Annotated in this window: 15 protein-coding genes and 1 pseudogene; 11 read left to right on the plus strand and 5 right to left on the minus strand. The window is 66.6% G+C overall.

All coding sequences use genetic code 11. The features are described 5' to 3' along the window. The first annotated feature begins 1 nt into the window (after position 1). The 6 genes from L6444_RS28570 (at position 2) to L6444_RS28595 (ending at position 10,951) form a co-directional block, all read left to right on the plus strand. Complete coding sequence (locus L6444_RS28570) at positions 2 to 601, plus strand: phage baseplate assembly protein V (protein WP_236978783.1); 600 nt, start codon at positions 2 to 4, stop codon at positions 599 to 601. Continuing rightward, on the plus strand, positions 598 to 1,011 hold the full coding sequence (locus tag L6444_RS28575; protein WP_236978785.1) for a GPW/gp25 family protein: 414 nt from the start codon (positions 598 to 600) through the stop codon (positions 1,009 to 1,011). The genes L6444_RS28570 and L6444_RS28575 overlap by 4 nt, the downstream gene beginning before the upstream one ends. Before the next feature lie 341 nt (positions 1,012 to 1,352). Beyond that, positions 1,353 to 3,827, plus strand: coding sequence for a putative baseplate assembly protein (locus L6444_RS28580; RefSeq protein ID WP_236978787.1), 2,475 nt, complete (start codon positions 1,353 to 1,355; stop codon positions 3,825 to 3,827). Further along, positions 3,824 to 7,093, plus strand: a complete 3,270-nt coding sequence (locus L6444_RS28585; protein ID WP_236978789.1) for a baseplate J/gp47 family protein — start codon at positions 3,824 to 3,826, stop codon at positions 7,091 to 7,093. Before L6444_RS28580 ends, L6444_RS28585 begins: the two co-directional genes overlap by 4 nt. Next, a complete protein-coding gene (locus L6444_RS28590) occupies positions 7,090 to 9,225 on the plus strand; it encodes a phage tail protein (RefSeq protein ID WP_236978791.1) in 2,136 nt (711 codons plus the stop codon). Before L6444_RS28585 ends, L6444_RS28590 begins: the two co-directional genes overlap by 4 nt. A 10-nt stretch (positions 9,226 to 9,235) precedes the next feature. Continuing rightward, positions 9,236 to 10,951, plus strand: a complete 1,716-nt coding sequence (locus tag L6444_RS28595; RefSeq protein ID WP_236978793.1) for a DUF6519 domain-containing protein — start codon at positions 9,236 to 9,238, stop codon at positions 10,949 to 10,951. Positions 10,952 to 10,967: 16 nt separating this feature from the next. On the opposite strand, the gene L6444_RS28600 is transcribed toward L6444_RS28595, so the two are convergent. Then, positions 10,968 to 11,369 (minus strand): DUF4280 domain-containing protein, encoded by a 402-nt coding sequence (locus L6444_RS28600; protein ID WP_236978795.1) that lies wholly within the window; start codon positions 11,367 to 11,369, stop codon positions 10,968 to 10,970. A gap of 228 nt (positions 11,370 to 11,597) precedes the next feature. Between L6444_RS28600 and L6444_RS30895 the strand changes: the two genes are divergently transcribed. Continuing rightward, positions 11,598 to 12,140, plus strand: a complete 543-nt coding sequence (locus L6444_RS30895; RefSeq protein ID WP_459551940.1) for a DUF4157 domain-containing protein — start codon at positions 11,598 to 11,600, stop codon at positions 12,138 to 12,140. 251 nt (positions 12,141 to 12,391) lie between these two features. Beyond that, a complete protein-coding gene (locus L6444_RS28605) occupies positions 12,392 to 12,646 on the plus strand; it encodes a hypothetical protein (protein WP_236978797.1) in 255 nt (84 codons plus the stop codon). A 362-nt stretch (positions 12,647 to 13,008) separates the two neighbouring features. Here the strand turns inward: L6444_RS28605 and L6444_RS28610 are convergent, their stop codons facing one another. The 3 genes and pseudogenes from L6444_RS28610 to L6444_RS30900 all read right to left on the minus strand — a co-directional run. Continuing rightward, positions 13,009 to 13,332, minus strand: a complete 324-nt coding sequence (locus tag L6444_RS28610; RefSeq protein WP_236978799.1) for a DUF6714 family protein — start codon at positions 13,330 to 13,332, stop codon at positions 13,009 to 13,011. A gap of 6 nt (positions 13,333 to 13,338) precedes the next feature. Then, entirely contained in the window at positions 13,339 to 14,001 is a 663-nt protein-coding gene (locus L6444_RS28615; RefSeq protein ID WP_236978801.1) for a hypothetical protein, read from the minus strand. Positions 14,002 to 14,604: 603 nt separating this feature from the next. Then, positions 14,605 to 15,504 (minus strand): annotated as a pseudogene (locus L6444_RS30900) (eCIS core domain-containing protein); the annotation flags it as partial. A 666-nt stretch (positions 15,505 to 16,170) separates the two neighbouring features. On the opposite strand from L6444_RS30900, the gene leuA reads away from it, so the two are divergent. Then, a complete protein-coding gene (gene leuA, locus L6444_RS28620) occupies positions 16,171 to 18,003 on the plus strand; it encodes a 2-isopropylmalate synthase (protein WP_236978803.1) in 1,833 nt (610 codons plus the stop codon). A 139-nt stretch (positions 18,004 to 18,142) separates the two neighbouring features. Here the strand turns inward: leuA and L6444_RS28625 are convergent, their stop codons facing one another. Then, on the minus strand, positions 18,143 to 19,135 hold the full coding sequence (locus tag L6444_RS28625) for a DEDDh family exonuclease (protein ID WP_236978805.1): 993 nt from the start codon (positions 19,133 to 19,135) through the stop codon (positions 18,143 to 18,145). A gap of 73 nt (positions 19,136 to 19,208) precedes the next feature. Here L6444_RS28625 and L6444_RS28630 point away from each other — a divergent pair, with 73 nt between their 5' ends. Together L6444_RS28630 and L6444_RS28635 are read left to right on the plus strand one after the other, a co-directional pair. Next, positions 19,209 to 20,447, plus strand: coding sequence for a Mur ligase family protein (locus L6444_RS28630; protein ID WP_236978807.1), 1,239 nt, complete (start codon positions 19,209 to 19,211; stop codon positions 20,445 to 20,447). Then, positions 20,440 to 21,147, plus strand: a complete 708-nt coding sequence (locus L6444_RS28635) for a type 1 glutamine amidotransferase (RefSeq protein ID WP_236978809.1) — start codon at positions 20,440 to 20,442, stop codon at positions 21,145 to 21,147. Before L6444_RS28630 ends, L6444_RS28635 begins: the two co-directional genes overlap by 8 nt. The last annotated feature ends 7 nt before the right edge of the window (positions 21,148 to 21,154 follow it).

The following is a 21,154-nucleotide window of genomic DNA, read 5'->3' on the forward strand; positions in this document are numbered from 1 at the left end:
CATGCCCGACAACAGTGTTTCTGGCGCCGTCCACCACACCACCATCGATCCGGACACGGCGCGGGAGCAGGACCCCGAACCGCCGGTGGCCAAGCGGTATTGGGGCAAATACCGCGGCACCGTGCTGGACAACGTCGACGTCCCACCGTCCGGGCGCCTGCTGGTCCGCGTGCCCGGAATCGTCACGGCCAACTGGGCCATGCCGTGCGTTCCGATCACCGACGTGCTGATGGGCACCTACCTGCGGCCGCGCATCGGCGCCAACGTGTGGATCGAGTTCGAACGCGGCGACGCGGACAAGCCGATCTGGGTCGGCTGTTACTGGGGTGACGGCGAAATCCCCACCATGGCCGAGGAATACAACGCCTACCCCGAAGTCACCGCGATCAGCATCGAGAGCGCCACCGCCGGAATATCGATCGCCGACGAGCCGATCCTCGGCGGCGGCGATACCCCCGGCTGCGTCAACATCATCGCCGGCAAGGGCGCGGTGGCCATCGCACTGACGCCGGGCAGCATCGACATCACCGCACCCGAGGTGACGATCACCACCGCCAGCTTCAACGTGATCACCGCCACCGGGACGTTCTCGGTCGAATGAGCACAGTCAACGTCGCCTTCCCCTACGGTCTGGATGGCCGTGGCCGAACGGCCACAGCGAGCTACGGCGACCACGTCGAGCAAATGCTCTTGCTGCTCCTGCTCACCCGCCCGGGAGAACGCGTCAACCAGCCCACGTTCGGCTGCGGACTGCTCGATCAGGTGTTCTCCCCGAACTCCCCGGAAATCGCCGCCGCACTGAACGTGACAATCGCGGCGGCGATCAACCTCTGGCTGCAAGACGTGCTGTCGGTGACTTCGCTTGGCGTGAGCAGCCAGGATGGCGTGCTGAGCGTGAACATCGGCTACGTCGTGCTGGCCACCGGCGCTGCGACCAACCTGACGCTGGCCGTCCCGGGGGGGGGCCATGAGCACCGAAATGCGGTGGGGCGACCTGGTGGTCAGCGGTGACGCGCGGCGGCGCACGCTGCATGAACGCCACGCCAACGGCCTGGACGGGGTGGAAGTCCACGACGGCGGCCGTCGGCTGCTCGTGTACTTCTTCGAGCACGCGCCGAGGGGGCTGCAAGCGGGCAACATCAGGATCGAGGCCCCCCGGGGCGCCCGGCCGGTGCGGGCGGTCGAGGTGCGCCGCGCCGAGGAGGCCGGGGGGCGACCTCGAAGACCGCCTGATCGTCGAACTCGACCACGCCGGCACGGCAGGCCCTTACCTGCTCCGGGTCGTCGAACGCGGGCCGGACGGGGCGCCGGGCTCAAGAACACATCACGGCATCGACCCGCGCTACGCACAGGTGCGGTTCGTCTTCGACGTCGACGAACCGCGGCCGCCGGTCCACCGGGGGCCGGGCGGCGGGCCCTTCTCCGACAACGCGGTGTCCTACCTCTACCGCGACTACGCGGGGCTGCGACAGCTCATGCTCGACAGACTCGCGGTCACCCTGCCCGAGTGGAGCGAGCAGCACGAGCCCGATATCTGGATCACCCTGGTCGAGCTGCTCGCTTACATCGGCGACGACCTGAGTTACTACCAGGACGCCGTGGCCACCGAGGCCTACCTGCAAACCGCCCGCAACCGGATCTCGGTGCGCCGACACGGCCGCTTCGTCGGCTACCGCCTGCACGAGGGTTGCAGCGCCAGGGGCTGGGTGTGTATCCGCGTGAGTACGCCGGTCTCCTTGCCGCTGACCGATATTCGTTTCGCCGCGGCGGGGGTCCTCAGCGACGACGGCCCGCCGGTGCTGAATGCGGACACGCTGCCCCCGGACGTTCTGGCGTCCTTCCCCCAATACAGCCCGGTGTCCGTCCAGCCAGGTGCGCAAGGGCCGCCGGCAGTCGCCGAGCTGCTACCCGCCCACAACACGATCGACTTTTGGAGCTGGGGCGAGGACGACAGTCACCTGGCCGCGGGCGCGACCAGCGCCGTACTGGTGGACGGGCAGGATTCCCGCGCCGCGCCAAAGGTCACCAAACGCCCACCGCAGCGGACCTTGCAACTGCATGCGGGCGACGTGCTGGTCCTCGAACAGACCAAAGACCCAGACACCGGCGGGGTGGGGCCCGCAGATCCCGCCCTGCGCCAAGCGGTCCGCCTCACCGGAACGCAGCTATTGACCGACCCGCTGTTCGATCAGCCATTGCTGGAAGTGCAGTGGGCCGCCGAGGATGCGCTCCGCTTCGACCTTGCCGTGACGGCAGCGGGCCACCTCTGCGGCCAGGCTTCGGGCAACGTGGTGTTGGTGGCCAACGGAGTGGCTGCCGCGGATCCACTCGATCCGTCCGCGCCGGCACTTTCCCGGCCAGGGCTGAGCTACGCGACACCATTCCCCGACCCGCGGACCGTCGGCCGCCACCAAGCCCGCCGGCTGCATTCCATCTACCACCGTTGGCGCGAGCAAATCGCGCATTGGCGCACCCAGGCCGACCACGGCACCCCGCTATCCACCGAACACCTGGAGATGCTGGCCCTGCAGGTTGGTGACGACGCGCTGGAGCGGCTCGGGCTCGGCGCCACCCGCCGCGGACTCCGCAAAGACATCCGGGCCGAGCTCGACGCCGACGCGCTCACCGAGTTACTCGCACGCGCCGACCGCCTGCTGGCGGGCCGCCGCCGGAGGCTGGACTATCTGGCCCGGGTCGCGGCGGGCACCGGCCCACTCGACGCGGTGCTGATCGACGAGCTCCAGCAGGATTGGGGGACGGAGCTGACGGCAGCGCTCGCGCCGGGGCAACCCGGCTCCTGGGGACCCGCCGCGACGGCGATTTCGCAGGACCCGCGCGCAGCGCTGCCGATACTCCAACTCACCGATGGCGCGGGCAACAGCCGGCGCCCGGTACTGGACCTGATCGGCGCCGCACCGACGGATCGAGTCTTTGTCGCCGAAGTGAACGACGAGGGAATCGCCCAGCTGCGGATCAACAACCCGCCGGCTGCGGCCGGGTCGCTATCCGGGGCGTATTGGGTGGGCAACGGCGCGGCGGGCAACGTCGAGACCGAGGCGATCAACGCGTTGGTCTGGGTGCCCGGCGAGCAGGCCGGCTCCGTCAAACCGCCCGCATTGAGCGGCATATCGGTGATCCGCAACCCTCTTGCAGTCGTCGGCGGAATCGAGGCCGAGAACGTCGCAGCCGCAAAGCTGGCGATCCCCGGTTGCTTCGCCGTCGGGCAGCAGCGGGCCCTCACCGCGGACGATTACGCGGCGCTGGCCGCCGCGCTGCCCGGGGTCCGGCGTGGCGCAGCCGAATTACGCTTCACCGGTTCGACGGTCGTGGTCGATGTGGCCGTCCAGCCCGACTTGGGCGAGGACCCTTCCGACGAGCTGCTCGCCGAGGTGCGCAGGTCGCTTGCGGCGGTGCGCCGGATCGGCCAGCAGGTACGAGTGCTGGCGCCGCACTATCGGCCAGTGGCCGTGGAACTCGAGGTCGGCCTCGGCCGCGGTGCGATCCGACGCGACGTTGCTCACCACCTCGCGCGGCTGCTCTCCGGCGGCTGGCTGCACGACGGTACGCCGGCGTTGTTCAACCCGGCGAAGATGGGCTTCGCCGCGCCCGTGTACTCCAGCCCGATACTGGCCGCCGTCGGCGCCGTCGCCGGCGTCGACTCGGTGACGCTCACCCGGTTCGGGTTCCTGGACCAGCCGGCCGCGAGCGGATCCGCGACGCCGGCTTCGCCGCTGCAACTCGGGGCGCTGCAGATCGCGCGCCTGGACAACGATCCCACCCGACCGGAGCACGGCTACGCGCTGGTTTCGCTGGAGGGCGGACGATGACCGGCGCCTTTGTCCCTCCGCACAACTCGGCCCGCCGCGCCGCGCTGTTCGAGCAGCTGATCGTCGCGTTGACGTCCAGCGACACACCGGCGTTGGGTCTCCAGACCCGCGTCCCGGACGACCCCACCATCGCACTGCTGGACGCCTGGGCAACCGTCGGCGACGTGCTCGGCTTCTATTCGGACCGGATCGCCGATGAGGGGTACCTGTCTTCCGCTGTCCAGTCGGGTTCGATCCTGGCCATGGCCAACCTCGTCGGTTACCAACCGGTACCGAGCCTGGCCGCGCAGGTGCACATGGCCTACACGCTGGCCCCTGATGCGGCCGACGGCGCGGTCCAGTTCAGCCCCGGTCTGCTGTTCCAATCGGTGCCCGGTCCGGGTCAGCAACCGCAGACCTTCGAATCCGCCACCAAGCTGACCGCACGGCCCAGTTGGAACCTGCTGACGGTCAAAACCGGCCAACCGGTTCAACCCACCGACACCTCGCTGGTGGTTGACAGCACCACCGCGAAGCTGGGCCCCAACAGCGTGCTCTTGCTGCAGGCCGGCACCGGCCAGTACCCGGTCGCCGTCCAGTCCGCCACGGTTGACTACACGGCCAAGGTCACCAATGTGACGCTGCAGCAATCGGCGATCCCGCCGCCGAAGGATCGGGCCGACAGTGTTGCGGCGGGTTCTTCGCAGGAGGTTCAGCCGCCTGCCAACACGACGGCCGCGATAGACGCTCTGCTCACTGACGGCCTCAGCAAGCCGGTACGAGCACCCAGCTCGTCGTACCCGCAGCCCCAGACATCGGGCAACGGCGCTCGAACACCCGCGTTCAGCACCGGCTCCGACAGCGTGCCGCGGCTGCTGGCGGCCCTGCAGCCGTCCATCGCCCCAACGCTGTATGCCGCGCTCGGCTCCACCACCATTGGATCAGCGCCGGTGACGGGCGCATCGGTCATGGCGGTCGCGGCGGCCCCGTTCGGCGGCGCCGCCCCTCCGCAGCCCATCTTCAATGCCGGCGGCCAGCCGTCCGGCAGCCGCGACTGGCCGCTCGGCGATACCTTCGACCTGCAGTTCAGTGTCACCGCGGCGGACTTTCTGCTTTTGCACCAGGCCGCGTTGGAGGCGCTGGGCATCAGGTTGGATCCCGCCCGGGCCGGCCTACTGCAACGCATACTCGGACGCATCGAACAGGATCGGACAACCGAATATCCAGTCCTGGACGTGCAATGCAGTGCCGGGACGTTCACCAGCCAGGCCACGATCACCGTCAACCCGCGCGCCTTCCCACCGTCGCCCGCCACCCCAACGCCGGCCTCTTTCGGCGCAGTCACGCTCTCGACAAACCCGGACCGCACGATTGCACTGGCCTACGCCGGCTACACGACGGCCGACCCGGCTTCGACACCCACACCCCCGCCGACGCCCGCGCTGACCGTGAACCTCGGTCTCAATCCCACCACCGGCGCGGTCACCCTGGCATTCACCGGCGGCCCGAACCAAGGCTCGTTGATCTGGGATCCCGCCGTGAACACCGTGTTCAACGGGCAGGTCGGGAACGCGCAAGTGACGATCGCCTGGTCGACCCCCACCGACGCGCCGCACTCGATCGCTCTCTCCATCGCGACGCCGCTGCCGCCGGCCGACCCGACGCTGCTGCTGCTTGACGGGAACTACCCGGGAATCACCGCGGGCAGCTCGGTGCTGATCCACCAAGCGGAGACCGACATCTCGGTCGCCACGATCGCGCAGGTCCAGTCGGCTGACACGGTGTCCGTGAGTGGCTTCGGGATCACCGGCAAGGTCACGCAACTGAAGCTGGACAGGGCCTGGCTCGACAGCGGAGCCGTACTTCAATCCGCACTGCGGCCGGTGACCGTTTACGCACAGCCGACCGTGCTGCCGCTACAGCCGGCGCCGGTGACCGACGACGTGGCCGGTGTTTCGATCGACCTCGGCGGCCTGGTCGCCGGCATGGATCCGGGCCGCCTGATCGCCGTGACCGGCACCCGCACCGATGTGCCGGGCGCGTCGGTTCCGGGCGGCGAGATCGCGACGGTCGCGTCGGTGTCGATGACCGCCGACGCCGGCGGCGCGCCCTACAGCACCCTGAACCTGGCGCAGCCGCTGGCCTTTAGCTATCAGCGCGCCACCGTGCAGGTCTACGGCAATGTAGTCTGCGCCCACCAGGGCGCGACGATCAAACAAGTGCTGGGTAGCGGCCAACCCGCGCAGGTGCCGCAGAGCTTCACGCTGTCAGCCGGGCCGCTGCTCGCCGACCCCGCGTCGTCGGTATCCGGCTACCGCTCCACCCTGTCCGTGACCGTGGACGGGGTGGGCTACGCCCAGGTCAACCGCGTCGACGACAACACGTCGGCGCAGGCTTTCGTGGCGAGAACCAATGCGTCGGGGCAAACCACGGTCGTGTTCCCGTCGCCGCTTCCGCCCGGCACCGGAAACGTCAACGCCACCTACCGGACCGGTGACGGCAGTCAGGGCAATGTGCCTTCCGGCCAGATAACGCAGCTGCTCAGCCGCCCGGCAAGCCTGAAGGGCGTCACCAACCCGTTGCCGGCCGTGGGTGGCACCGGCGGCGACGACCAAGACTCCGTGCGGGCCGCGGCGCCGTCGGGCCTGAGCTCGCTCGGGCGTGTTGTGACCGTCGGTGACTACGCCGCGCTGGCCGGGTCGGTTGCCGGCGTCGGCAAAGCCAGCGCCGCCCTGACCCCAGCCGGGGTGGTGGTCACGATCGCCGGGACCGATCCGACAGCACTGAGCCCGCAAGGGGGGCTGTGTGCTGGTGTCGCCGCCGTCCTCGCCGCGGCCGGCGACCCGATGGTGCCGGTGCGGGTGCTGCCGGCCGATGTATACCTGATAGCCCTGAGTGCCAACGTGGTCGACGATCCAGCCGCCAATTGGGAGGACACCGTGACCGCGGTGCAGGGAGGCCTGCAGACGAGGTTCGGCTACGCTCGACAGAACCTTGGCCAGGACGTCGCGGTCAGCGATCTACTAGCCGCGGCGCACACCGCCCCGGGCGTGCTGTCGATCACGATCACCGGGCTGGCACTGGTGCCCGCGACGGCCTCTGCAACGGACCTGTCCAGGAAGCTGCCGACGCTGCTCACCCAGCCGGTGCCGGCGGTGGCCACGCTTGCCGCCGTCGCGGCTCAGTGGGGACTACCAACCACCCCCGGCGCGCCGACGCCGGCCGCGGTCGCTTACATCTCCGATGCGGTTCCCGGCATCGTGACCCTGAACGAGCAGACATCGTGAGCACCGACCGACAGAGCACACCCGTGTCGCTGTACAACCTGCTGCCCGCGATCTATCGGATGCGCGACGCGCAACAACAGGACACGCCGCTACTGGCCCTGCTGACCGCGATCGCCGGACAGGTCGACCAATTCGACGCCGACATCGGGCAGCTCTACGACAACTGGTTCGTCGAGACCTGTCAGCCCGAGTTGCTGCCCTATTTCGCACAATTGGTCGCGCTGTCACTCGGGCCGAGCTTGCCGACGAGCGCTTCAGACGCCGGCGCCGACGCCGTCTGGCGCCGCGCCCAGGTCGCTGACGCACTCACCGACCGCAGACGTAAGGGCTCCTACTCGGTGTTGCAGGACTTGGCGAGGCAGGCGACCGGCTGGCCCGCGCTGGCGGTCGAGCTGCGCCAAGTCGCGCTGGCCACCCAGTCGGTACGGATGCCCGGCGTCGGGCGGCGGCGGCTGGTCGACTTGGGTGATTCGCAGGCTCTTGAGGTGTTGGGGACGCCGGCCTCGGACGCGGCGCCGATCGCCGACCTGCGCCGCCTGTCGTCGCACCGGACACCCGGCACCGTCGATCCGTCGGGTGTGGCGGTGTGGTTGTGGCGACTGGTTCCCGACCGGGTGAGCCAGGCCCCGGCCGCGAACGACGGCGAGGAACACCGCTTCACGTTCGACCAGCTCGGGAGAGCTCTTCCGCTCGCCGTGGTTCCGGTCAGCGCCCCCCACTGCCCACCTGCTACGGAGTTCGACGTGGCCACGACCATCACCCGGCGCGCCCTCGAGCTGCGCCTGGACGACTACTACGGACCCGCGCGCAGCATCTGCCTGTATCGCGGCGGCCAGGCCGTACCCCGCTCACAGATCCTCGTCGCCGACCTGAGCCGCTGGCACGAGCGAACACCGGACGGCCACGTCACCATCGACCCGCTCCTGGGCCGAATCGCGTTCCCGGCCCGGCGCCCACCGGACGAGGCGATCTCGGTGACGTACGCGCACCTCGGCATCGGAGCGATCGGCGGTGGCAGCTACCAGCGCCCGCTCGCAGCGACCGCGGACTATCAGGTCGGCCCTGGGCACCACGCCAGCATCGAGAACGCGTTGCGGGCCTGGCATGCGGCCAACAAGAGCGGGAAAAAGCCCTACGCGGTAATCGAAATCAACGACGACGGCGTATACCGCGAGCACCTCGACATCAGGCTCGCCGCCGGCGAGCGATTGCAGATCCGGGCCGCGCAGGGACGCCGCCCCGTGATCATCCCCGTCGAGGCCGGCGGTGGCCGCGCCGACCGGTTCCGGGTGCGGGGCATCGACGATCCCGGCGCCGCCGATCTGCCGCACTTCTCGCTCGACGGTGTGTGGGTGGCGCGTCATTCGCTCGACCTCTACGGCAGCTTCGATAGCGTGGCTCTGCGCCACTGCACGCTGGTACCGGCGGGCAGCCTGGCCGACGTGGAAGCGCCCGACCAGCGCGAGCTGCCCAGCCTGATCGTGCACGGCGCGCCGTGCCCGCTGTCGATCTCGTCGTCTGTCGTCGGCAAGATCCGCGTCGAAAGCCCCGAGACCGGGTTCGACCCGCTACCACTGAGCGTTTGCGATTCGGTGCTCGACGCGTCGGGCCGGCACAGGTGCGCCGTGCTGGGGGCCGACGATCGGCCGGCCTGGGTGCGCCTGTCGCTCTCCCGGGTGACCGTCCTGGGAGGCGCCGACGTGCACAGCGTCGGGCTCGTCGAGGACTCGATTATCACCGGCGCCCTGGACTGCGAGCGGCGCCAGAGCGGGAAGGTGTCCAGCTGCTACATCGCGCCGGGCTCCCGCACCCCCAAGCGCATGAATTGCCAACCCGACACGGCGCTCGCCCGCGCGAAGCTCTCCGGGTTGGCAGTCCATCAGCGCCTGCGGCGGGCGGCCCGCATCGTCGAGCGCCTGGTGCCGCGCTTCGATGCCGTCCAGTTCGGCCAGGCCGCCTACGCGCGGCTCGCCGAGAGCGCGGCTCAGGAGCTCACGCACGGCGCTCACGACGAAGGCGAGCTCGGGGCGTACCACGACCTGTGGCAGCGGCAGCGAGTTGCCGACCTGCGGTGCCAGTTAGAACAGTTCACTCCCGTCGGAGTCGACATCGACCTCCGCTTTGCGACCTGAAGGAAGACTCATGTACGGCGATTTCTCAAGGCTGCCAGTCGGTTTCGCGGACCCGTTCTCCAGCGTGTTGGCCCAGCAGGGCCGGCTGCTGCTCGACGCGGAACTCAACGAGCAGAACGCGATCCTGCTGGACTACCTGCGCGACCTGACCACCGACCTGATCGGCCCCTTCGGTGGCCCCGCGCACCGGGCCGGCTTCTCGGTCGAGCCGGTTATCGAGGACGGCACGCTCCGGGCCGTGCGGCTCGGACGCGGGCATTACTACGTTTACGGTCTGCGCTGTCAGGCTCCGGCGCCCTACCAATACGCCGAAGAGGAGCTGCCGATCGGCGAGCACGAACCGCCCGCCGTCATCTTTCTGGTGGTCTGGGAACAGTCGGTCAGCGCGCTGCAAGTACCCGAGCTCATCGACCCCGCGCTCAGTGCCAGCGTGCCGGACACGACGCGACGCAGCCAGGTGAAGTGGCGGCCGCTGGCCCGGCGCAAACTGCCGGTCGGCGACACCGACCTTACGGAACTCAAGCCAGACCAGATCATCCGCGCCTTCCACGAGTTCAATGCCAACCCGACCCACAAGCCGAGGCTGGGCGCTCGAGCCCACGCAGGCGGTGAGACCCGGCCGGGGCCAGCCACCGCCGCGACACCTTGGGGTTACCGCGGCGTCGAGAATCAGCTCTACCGCGTCGAGGTGCACCGTGGCGGTGACGCCGAGGAGGCGACCTTCAAGTGGTCGCGGGACAACGGCAGCGTCGAGTTCGGCATCGAGGAGCTGAGCGAACCCGACGGCGACGTACGCACCGCCATCCTGCAACGTGTCTGGTACGACGCACGGCAGGGTCTGGCGGTCGGGGACTGGGTGGAACTGGTCGACGACCACTGGGCGCCGGTAGGCACGGCGCCCGCATTGATGCAGGTACAGGGCGTCAGCCTGGCAACACGACAGGTCATGCTGTACGACACCGAAAAGAATCGTGCGGTCAACTCCACACTGCACCCGATCCTTCGCCGCTGGGACCAGCAACCCGACACCGAGGCGCCGGGCCACGGGATTCCGGTGCGGCTGGCCCAGCACGAATGGTTCGACCTCGAAGACGGGGTGCAGATCACGTTCGAGGCGCCCGAAGCCCAGTACGAGCGGGGGGATTACTGGACGATCCCCGCGCGAACGGCCACCGGCGGCGTCCTCTGGCCGCAGTCACGGGACAGTTCGCCCGCTCCCCTGGCGTTGCCCCCCGAAGGACCCACCCGGTATTTGGCGCCGCTGGCCTTGCTCCCGCAGCCGCCGGGTAAACCGGTCGAACTTCGAGTGCTGTTCGGATATCGGGTCCGCGAACCCGAAACGGGTTCGGAAACAGCCGTATCCCCGATGCCGCGGCAGCGACAGGCCGACGAGATAGCGACCACCGCCGTCCAGGCTGTGACCATTCGATTCTCATTGCGGTCCGTCTCGACGCTCGACCCGGGCACTATCCACCCGATCTTGGACGGGACAACCATCGGCCGGGCGGCCGACGCAGGAATCCACATTGACCATCCCGACATTTCACGCCACCACGTTGCCTTCAATATCGCCGACGGGATCCTGTCCGTCATGGACCTCGGCTCCACCAACGGCACCGAGGTCAACGGCCACGAGCTCGCGCCGAGAGTGCCGGTGCCGCTGTCGCCCGGCGACCTGATCCAGGTCGGCTCCCCCGAGCTGCAGTTCCGGGTGGAGGCGGCTTAAGTTGACGGACGGCGTGTTACGGAACCGTGGCTACGGTGGTCTGCCCCGGGTTCACCACCGCGATCGTGCCGGCCCAGGCGCACTGGCAGGTGGCCATCTCGTCGAAGACGGGGTCTCCGCAGACGGCGGCCGCTTGGGGCGGGGTCCATGGGTCCGCCGTGGCTGGGACGCAGGGGGCCGGGGTGAACGCACCGGCCTTGGCGGCGGTGGCGGCTATCACCGCCGGATTGGTCGGCGAGTTGCACATCCCGAAGGTCGGGATGTTGGTAAGCGGCAGGACGTCGGTGACAGTGGCGAGTTGGATGCCCGGCACCGGCGCGGAGGCGACGTGCGGCGGGCCCGGCGTCACGGTGAGAATCGACGGAGCGACTCCCATGTCGCACATTATTTGGGCGCCATTGGCGACGAGAATTGCCATGTGTTAATAGTTTCAGAACGACAGACGGTATTCAACAAATTTCCCCCTAATTCGGCCGATTTTGTCCCCAGCCGCCGCGATCAGCTTCGTGGCGAATCAATGGTTGAGTGCAGTGGCACCAAACTAGAATGCCGATAAAATAAATGAGGGACAACCAACATGACACGAGCTTTTAAAGCCGAACCGGCGTCGGCGCAGCCGACTCATCCACTTCGTGCTGTCGAAAAGATGCGATCTAGCCCAGGATTTGCGCTTGACCGCGACCTTCGGAACCGCATGGAGCATCGGTACGGCCGTGACTTCAGCAAAGTACGGCTACATGCTGACACTGCGGCAGCCGAGTCGGCGCATGCCATTCATGCTCGCGCGTACACGGTCGGACAACACATTGCCTTCGGCGCCGGGCAGTTTGCCCCTCATAACTCCGACGGCTTAAGGCTAATCACCCACGAACTCGCGCATGTGGTTCAGCAGACCGGATCAGACACGGCAGAGCCAGTCAAGCTGGACAATCCGGCTCACGCAGTCGAACGCGACGCGGAACGCGGCGCCGAGAGCGGTCGTGTCGCGGAGCGCACTCAGTCGAACGTTGTCCACCGCTCCTTCATCGGTTCATTACTTGGTGGGGTCGCCGGTGCGGGCGCGGGCGCTGCGTTAGGCGGACTGGTGGGTGGCCCTATCGGTGCCATCGTTGGGGGGTTTCGTCGGCATGGTGGGTGGCGCTATCGCGGGCAATGCCGCCACAACAAAGGAACGTGCGTTAACTACTGACGAGATCAATTACGCAAAAGAGATTTTCGTCAACAGTCTCGACTACTCCAAGATTCGAATCACACGAGACAGTATGTATGCGACGGGAGCACCGCGAACGATCGGTAATACTATTCACTTAAAATCTAGCTGGGGACATTTCAAAGGAGATGGCCTGGAGCTTACAGAGGAGGGCCGGGACAACTCTGATCCACGAAATGACACATGCTTGGCAATTCCAAAATGGCGGCCTAGCCTACATACCCCAAAGCGTGATTGCTCAAATCAAGGCTGCGTTGAAGGGTGGCGACCGAGGCGGAGCTTATGATTGGCGAGCGGCGCATAAAGAGAAGTTGCCATGGAGCAAATGGAACCCTGAACAACAGGCTAGCGCAGTCGAGGACTACAACAAGCTGCTCAGGGCAAGCAAAGACAAAACAGCAACACCTGACCAGATTGCCGAACTCGCCGTGCTCTCAACTTACGTGCGCTACGTCGTCAACCGGCAAGGAGCGCCTTCATGGTAAAGCGAACTATTCACAAGGTCAGGCTATTCTAATAGTATTACTGAATATTGCACGCAATCTCGTGAAATCGAAATCGGAATCGCTGAATAAATCTGCATAGTCGACCGGCGCCTTGATTCACGGCAAAGAGATCTCGCCATCTTCCCAGAAGCGAATTGCCCGTGCGATCTCATCGCACTCCGAACCAGGATCATCTCTATAACATTCACCGTACTTAAGCATCGCGATTAGGTTCAAGTACGTCACAATCGCCTCTCGTTCCCTGAGCGTGAACTGCGCCGCCCGCGTAAGAAAATATTCGTCATCGACCGGCAACGCAGGCGGAAAAAAGTTCGAATAAGACGAAGCTCACGATATCGTTGTTATCGAAGCAAAAAATTGTGTTCTGAGCTTGCTGGCTCATTGCTGAAATCCAGATCCGCGGCAGGCGTAAGACTAGCCAACATATAGGCAGGCATATAATAGCGAAACGCCTGACTGGTAAATAGAGGCAATGAATCGGCGAAATTCCCGATCATGTCCACTGAGACCTCTTGCCAACTCTTACCTCTGAAGTTCTCAGCAATCTGATCGCACTCTGGATCCTCACCTGGCTTGGCGACAACCAATATGTCGTCGCCCGGATAGGGCGTCTCGGCAAACGCCTCACGGATCGTCGCCATCGCGGACGAGTGCGCCTCAGTCACGTCGTCTCATGGTGTGGTCAGCTTCTTCTTTGCGAGCTCTTCGCATTCATGGAGCATCCTATAGAGAGCGCCGATCTGTTTCATATGTCCGTGGTAGTTTTTATCACCTTTCTGCCAACAATTCCACTGATATTTCTCCCGCGCAGAAATGCAATCATAGAGCTTTGCTATTTTCTCAATCATTGCCTCATGCGTATCTGTCTTCAAGCAGCTGAACTTACCTCGGTTCTTGCACGCTTTTTCCACCTGGCGATACAGGTCTGCCTGCACCGCCTCAGTGCACTTCTTGCTTCGTTGCCGCGGTACCGGCGCAGGGACTGGCGGCGCGCTCGGCGCGTGCGAGGTTCCAGGGTCGACATGTTCTCGCTCGCCCGCTATCGGAGGTTGCGGCGCGGAATGTTCCGCAGGCGGCGCATTTGGACCCGGGGCACCCGGTTGCGCCTCAATCCACTTCCTCAAAGTCTCAGCATCCGCGTCGTTGTGGCCGGGAATCTGAGGCATCCCGGTCGTCGGTCCGCCCGGCAATTGCGGGGATTGCAGAGGGCCCTGCGGACCAGGCGCTCGCGGCTGATGGCATCCGCCGATACAAACCTGGAGCGGATCCGGCAAGACCACGAATCCGTGCCGTTGTAGTGCCACTTGAAACGTTGCAAAGCCGATCAGATCCACTGCGGCGAGTATTACGTAGACACCTAGCGCCACCGGAATCGCGACTGCACCAATTCGTGCCGCCGCCGCTTCGGCTTCTCGCGCTGCCTGCTCTTCTGCAACCCGCGCAGCTTGAGATGCCCAGCGTTCAGTCGCTTTGGCTGCCGCCGACTGTGCCGGCGGCGCCGCGGCTGGAGGTGCTGTCGCTGGACTCGCACCAGCCCCGCCGGGTGCTAGGGCGGGCGCAGTCGCGGCAGCGAATCCCGCCGCGGGCGCGGTTCCCCCGGCGCTTCCTGCATCGCTTCCGCGCTCGCCCGCTTTTCCCGACTCTTCACCGAGTCCCGCCTTCAATCGCCCCGTGCGATATGCGGTGTAGGCCTCCGCCGAGGTTAGGAGCTTCTGACAGCTACCCTGCCGACATCTCCGCAACGCGTTCGCGGCCTCAATCATGCCCATACGTCGATATGTCGCTTCCAGTTCCGGCGACCACTTTTCGAATGGGACACCGGGCGGCCCAGTCGTAAAATTCGAATCGTGGACGCCACCGGTCGGCTGGCGTTGCACCCTTACGCCGGTGCGACCGGCCGACATCCGTCCGCCGCCCATGGGGCGCGCGCTCCCCTGCTGCACCGTATGTGCCAGCTCATGTGCGAGCAGGCGCCTACCGCTCTGCGTGCTGACGGAAAATTGATCTTGACCAAATACAACATGCGGGCCCACCGTGTACGCGAGTGCTCGTATCGATCGCGCGGACTCTGCGGCTCTTGTGTCCGCATGAATCCGTACTCGGGAGAAGTCACACCCAAACCGTTCTTCGAAGTCCCCGCGTGCAGCCCCTTCTAGCGGGACGCCAGGCGATTGCAGGACATCTTGGACGGCTGGCGAGATATCCAGGCTTCCGGTTGTGCTTCCAGACATCGCTTTGCGCGCAATTTTCTTTTCTTCTTCGTTCCGTTCACACGACGCGCACTTGTGATGCAGTTGCCCCTGGGTCTGGTCTTCCTGCTCGCATGATGCGCACTTTCGTTGAATGCCTGCAGCACCTAACTGCGCTGAGACTCGATGTCCGACATTCCGCACTCCGTGCCCATGCAGGGCCTCGTCAGCCATTTGATCTGCTTCCCGCTCCTGCGGATCGTCTATCGGCCCGATTTCAAGCTTTGCTTGTAGGGGGACCGAAGACCAGGAGCCCGAGCTAGATACCCAGCCTCTAGCGAAAGACGGATTGCTGTCGAACAAAAGTGTGTGAAGGCCGTCAGAGGCGGCGGCAGGAACTCCGCCCAGATGTCGATCCTTATCAGCAAAGCCCACGTTTACGGCGGGATTCTGCTCCCGGAGTTCACCGTCGGGCGCGGCGGATCGTAAATCCCGCGCTCCGGTCCTTCGATCCCTGGACTGTCCAAATCGCGTCGGACCACCGAGTGGGGGGATTTTGGGCTCCGCTAGGAACTCGGCAAACATCGATTCTCCCGCCCCCCTACTCGACGTGGAATTAGCATCGAAATGGCGCTCGACGCCGCACATCTCACCTTAGTCGCAATGATCCGCAGAGTCACTAGGGGTGAGCGGCTAGATCACGGTCGCCTGTCAGCCAGCGGCACGTAAGACGTCGAGCCAGATCGGCGTAACTGACCAGCCGCGGCAGAAACCAACGGCGACGAAATCGATGGTAGGCGTTTGGGACGCTTTGCGAGAGGTTTCGGAACCGTACGCCTGCTGGGTATTCTATGTTGTAGTCGAATAGTCAATTTCTCGACGCAACCGAGTCAATTTAATGGACGGTAGAACCCTGAATTAAGTGTGCTAAACAGGTAATTTTATTTTAGCCAATCCGGATTGCAAAGATCCGCGTCGGCTGCCCGGAATCCAGCCTTGTCGCCGGATGACGGACACCTGCGAGAGCAGCGCGGCCAGCGACCGGGAGCAACGCGGGACATCACAGCACCTTGACAGGCGCATGGGCGAAAATCGCGGGACTACCGCGCGCGTCGACCCGCCTGCGGGCTCAAGGACCGTAGCCACCTCCCCCTGCCATTTTGGCGCCCGACCCAAGCGCGGTAGAGTGCAGGGCGTGCAGCGGGTGCTCCTTCTCGGACGCCGCGACGGGGTCTGATCCAGACCGGCTTCCCGTCGCGGGTGTTCGCGATGCGCCGGTCTGAGGTTCACTCTTAAAACCCCAGGAGCACAATCGTGACTACCAATCCAGACGCTTACGTCTCAGCTCGCACCGTCATCAAGCCCGCGGGACCCCCGCGACCCGGCCAGCCCTCGTGGAACCCCCAGCGCGGCAGCGCGATGCCGGTCAACAGGTATCGGCCGTTCGCCGAAGAAGTCGAACCCATCCGGCTGCCCGACCGGACCTGGCCCGACCGGGTCATCGAGCACGCGCCACTGTGGTGCGCGGTCGACCTGCGCGACGGCAACCAGGCGCTGATCGACCCGATGAGCCCGGCCCGCAAACGCCGCATGTTCGACCTGCTGGTCGGGATGGGCTACAAGGAGATCGAGGTCGGCTTCCCCTCGGCCAGCCAGACCGACTACGACTTCGTCCGCGAGATCATCACCGACGGCGCGATCCCCGACGATGTCACCATCCAGGTGCTGACCCAGTGCCGGCCCGAACTGATCGAGCGCACCTTCCAGGCGTGCGACGGAGCGCCGCAGGCAATCGTGCACTTCTACAACTCGACGTCGATCCTGCAGCGCCGGGTCGTCTTCCGCGCCGACCGCGCGGCAGTGCAGAAGATCGCCACCGACGGCGCCCGCATGTGCGTCGAGGAGGCCGTCAAGCATCCGGGCACCCGGTGGCGCTTCGAATACTCCCCGGAGTCCTACACCGGCACCGAGCTGGAATACGCCCGTGACGTGTGCAATGCGGTGGGCGAAGTCATCCAGCCGACCCCGGACAACCCGATCATCTTCAACCTGCCCGCCACCGTGGAGATGGCGACGCCCAACGTCTACGCCGACTCGATCGAGTGGATGAGCCGCAACCTGGCCAACCGCCAGTCCGTGATCCTGAGCCTGCATCCGCACAACGACCGCGGAACCGCCGTCGCCGCAGCCGAATTGGGTTACCAGGCCGGCGCCGACCGGATCGAGGGTTGCCTGTTCGGCAACGGCGAACGCACCGGCAACGTCTGCCTGGTGACGCTGGGGCTGAACCTGTTCTCCCGCGGGGTGGACCCGCAGATCGACTTCTCCAACATCGACGAGATCCGCCGCACAGTGGAGTACTGCAACCAGCTGCCGGTGCACGAACGCCACCCCTACGGCGGTGACCTGGTCTACACCGCGTTCTCCGGCAGCCACCAGGACGCCATCAACAAGGGCCTGGACCAGATGAAGATCGATGCGGACGCTGCCGACGCCGACGTCGAGGACATTCTCTGGCAGGTGCCGTACCTGCCGATCGATCCCAAAGACGTCGGGCGCACCTACGAGGCGGTAATTCGGGTCAACTCGCAGTCCGGCAAAGGCGGGGTGGCCTACATCATGAAGGCGGATCACGGCCTGGCCCTGCCGCGGCGACTGCAGATCGAGTTCTCGCAGGTGATCCAGAAGATGGCCGACGGTGATGGCGGCGAAGTCTCGCCCAAGGAAATGTGGGAGGCCTTCGCCGAGGAGTACCTGGCCCCGATCCGGCCGCTGGAGCGCATCAAGCAGCGGGTCGACGCCTCCGAGGAAGACACCGGCAGCACCAGCATCGCCGCGACGGTCAAGATCGACGGGGTGGAGACGGAGATCAGCGGCACCGGCAACGGGCCGTTGGCGGCGTTCGTCGACGCGCTGAGCACCGTCGGATTCGACGTGGCGGTGCTGGACTACAGCGAACACGCGATGAGCTCGGGCGACGACGCCCAGGCGGCTGCCTATGTGGAGGCTTCGGTTACGGGTCGAGGCACATCAGGCCCATCAGGCCCCGCGGACGGGAAGACGGTGTGGGGTGTCGGTATCGCTCCGTCGATCACCACCGCCTCGCTGCGCGCTGTGGTGTCGGCGGTGAACCGCGCCCTGCGCTAGTCCTGCGCGGCGGGGCAAACCCGGCCCTCAGGGGTGCAGGGTCAAGGGCCGGGCTTGCGGTACTTTAAGACACAAGTTGAATAGCCCCAATGTCTTTGGCGCAAACGTCAATTCGCGACGGGCCTGGAACTGGGTTACGTCAGAACAGGACAAACTGCTCGTCGGCCGTCGTGACGTCGGCGAACTGTTCCATGCTGCGGCCACCGACGACGGAACTCACTCCGTCCATGAACTGCGCGTCAGAAACCACCGGAACACCCAGCTGGCGCGCGTGGTAACCCTTGCCCTGCACGGGTGCGTCGTCGTTGCAGACCACCAGCGAGGTCGCGTTGTCGACGTCGTCGCTGTAGGCCAGGCCGGCGTGCAACATCCGCTCGACGAGTTCTTCGTGGGTCCGGCGCACCTCGGTGGCCAGCGCCACCCGCATGCCCTGCACCAGCGGCCGGCCCGAGACGTAGCGACCCGGGTTCAGATACGGGCAGGGCATCCGGGCGGCCAGGGCCTTCAGCGGCCGCAGCTCGTCGTGGGTCACCCGGCCGTTGGGCCAGCGGCTGCGGGTCACCGGGTGCACCGGCAGCCAGATGTCGCGGTCACGGGCTCGCTGCAACGCCGACGCCAGCACGCCGGTCAACACCATCGCGTCGTCGAACGCGTCGTGCGGACGTTCCTGGGTGACACCCCAATGCGCTGCCAGCGTCTCCAGCCGCAGGTTCTCGACGCCGAGGTCCAGGCGCCGAGCCAACTCCACCGTGCACATCACCGAGTCCACCGGCAGCACGGCCCGCGCCATCTCCGCCTCGGCCGCCAGGAACGAGTAGTCGAAGGCGACGTTGTGTGCCACCAGCGTCCGGCCGCGCAGCACCTCGATCACGTCGTCGACGATCTCGGCGAACTGCGGCTGGTCCTCGAGCATCGCGGCCGTCAGCCCGTGCACGTGCGTGGGCCCCGGGTCCACACCCGGATTGAGCAGGCTGACCACGGACTGCTCCACCCGGCCGTCGGCGTCGAGGCCCAGCGCGGCGATGCTGAGGATCCGCGCTTGACCCGGACGGAAGCCCGAGGTCTCGACATCGATGACGGCCCATCCCCCGTCCGGCTCCCGTGCGGGCCGGCCCCAGGAAATCCGGTGCATGGCTTGAGAATGGCACGTCCGACCGACATCGCCGACAACGCGGCGCGCCGTGTCGGGCTCTAAACTTCCCGGGGTGATCACCGCGCGCGCACGTCTGGCCCTGGCCGCCGGCGCGAGCGCGCGCTGGGCGTCGCGGGTCACCGGTCGCGGTGCGGGGGCCATGATCGGCGGCCTGGTGGCGATGAGCCTGGATCGCTCGGTGCTGCGCCAGTTGGGAGCCGGCCGGCGCACCGTCATCGTCACCGGCACCAACGGCAAGTCGACCACCACCCGGATGACCGCGGCGGCCCTGGCAACCCTGGGGCCAGTAGCCACCAACGCCGAAGGCGCCAACATGGACGCCGGGCTGGTGGCCGCGCTGGCCGCAAACCGGCGGGCCGTACTGGCCGCCCTGGAAGTGGACGAAATGCACGTCCCGCACGTTTCGGATGCGGTCGAGCCGACGGCCATCGTGCTGCTGAATCTGTCGCGCGACCAATTGGACCGGGTCGGTGAGATCAACGTCATCGAGCGGGCCCTGCGCGCCGGCCTGGCCCGACATCCGGACGCGATCATCGTGGCCAACTGCGACGACGTGCTGATGGCCTCGGCCGCCTACGACAGCCCGAATGTGGTGTGGGTGGCCGCCGGCGGATCGTGGGCCAACGACTCGGTCAGCTGCCCACGCAGCGGTGAAGTGATCGTGCGGGAAAACGGGCACTGGTACTCCACCGGCGCCGATTTCAAGCGGCCCAGCCCGCACTGGTGGTTCGACCCGGAGGACGGCGGGAAGCTGTACGGACCCGACGGGCTGACCCTGCCGATGCGGCTGGCACTGCCCGGAACGGTCAACCGCGGCAACGCCGCCCAAGCGGTCGCCGCCGCCGTCGCATTGGGCGCCGACCCCACCAAAGCCGTGGCCGCGGTGGCCGGCGTCGACGAGGTGGCGGGGCGGTACCGCACTGTTCAGGTCGGCGCCCATCGGGTGCGGATGCTGCTGGCCAAGAACCCGGCCGGTTGGCAGGAAGCGCTGTCGATGGTGGACAAGCATGCCGACGGCGTGGTGATCGCGGTCAACGGGCAGGTGCCCGACGGGGAAGACCTGTCCTGGCTGTGGGATGTCCGGTTCGAGCATTTCGAGGAGACCCGCGTCGTCGCCGCCGGTGAGCGCGGCACCGACCTCGCGGTGCGGCTCGGGTACGCCGGCGTCGAACACACCCTGGTGCACGACACGCTTGCGGCCATCGCGTCCTGCCCGCCCGGGCGGGTCGAGGTGGTCGCCAACTACACCGCGTTCCTGCAGCTGAACCGCCGGTTGGCCCGTCATGGCTGACTCGACCGTTCGCATCGGGCTGGTGCTGCCCGACGTGATGGGCACTTACGGCGACGGCGGTAACGCCGTGGTGTTACGTCAGCGGTTATTGCTGCGCGGCATCCCCGCCGAGATCGTCGAGATCACCCTGGCCGATCCGGTGCCCGACTCGCTGGACCTCTACACGCTGGGCGGCGCCGAGGACTACGCGCAACGGCTGGCCACCCGGCACCTGATCCGCTACCCGGGCCTGCAGAAAGCGGCCGGACGCGGTGCCCCGGTGCTGGCGATCTGCGCGGCCGTCCAGGTGCTCGGGCACTGGTATGAGACGTCGTCGGGAGAACGGGTGGACGGTGTCGGGATGCTGGACGCCACCACCTCGCCGCAACACCAGCGGACTATCGGCGAATTGTTGTCCAGGCCCTTGCTATCCGGACTGACCCAGCAGCTGACCGGTTTCGAGAACCACCGCGGTGGCACGGTGCTGGGTCCCGCGGCCGCCCCGCTGGCCGCCGTCACCAAGGGCGCCGGTAACCGGGCCGGCGACGGCTACGACGGCGTGGTCCAGGGCAGCGTGGTGGCTACCTACATGCACGGGCCATGTCTGGCCCGTAATCCGGAGCTGGCCGACCTACTGCTCTCCCACGCAGTCGGCGAGCTGACGCCGCTGGAACTGCCCGAGGTGGAACTGCTGCGTCGCGAACGGCTAGCCGCGCGTTAGCCAGAGC

The organism is Mycobacterium kiyosense, from assembly GCA_021654635.1.
Taxonomy (GTDB): domain Bacteria; phylum Actinomycetota; class Actinomycetes; order Mycobacteriales; family Mycobacteriaceae; genus Mycobacterium; species Mycobacterium kiyosense.

Coding starts and splice junctions, on each gene's coding strand:
- L6444_RS28585 (WP_236978789.1), top strand. CDS start 3,824: ATGACCGGCGCCTTTGTCCCTCCGCACAACTCGGCCCGCCGCGCCGCG.
- L6444_RS28595 (WP_236978793.1), top strand. CDS start 9,236: ATGTACGGCGATTTCTCAAGGCTGCCAGTCGGTTTCGCGGACCCGTTC.
- L6444_RS28575 (WP_236978785.1), top strand. CDS start 598: ATGAGCACAGTCAACGTCGCCTTCCCCTACGGTCTGGATGGCCGTGGC.
- L6444_RS30895 (WP_459551940.1), top strand. CDS start 11,598: ATGCGATCTAGCCCAGGATTTGCGCTTGACCGCGACCTTCGGAACCGC.
- L6444_RS28625 (WP_236978805.1), bottom strand. CDS start 19,135: ATGCACCGGATTTCCTGGGGCCGGCCCGCACGGGAGCCGGACGGGGGA.
- L6444_RS28570 (WP_236978783.1), top strand. CDS start 2: ATGCCCGACAACAGTGTTTCTGGCGCCGTCCACCACACCACCATCGAT.
- L6444_RS28635 (WP_236978809.1), top strand. CDS start 20,440: ATGGCTGACTCGACCGTTCGCATCGGGCTGGTGCTGCCCGACGTGATG.
- L6444_RS28600 (WP_236978795.1), bottom strand. CDS start 11,369: ATGGCAATTCTCGTCGCCAATGGCGCCCAAATAATGTGCGACATGGGA.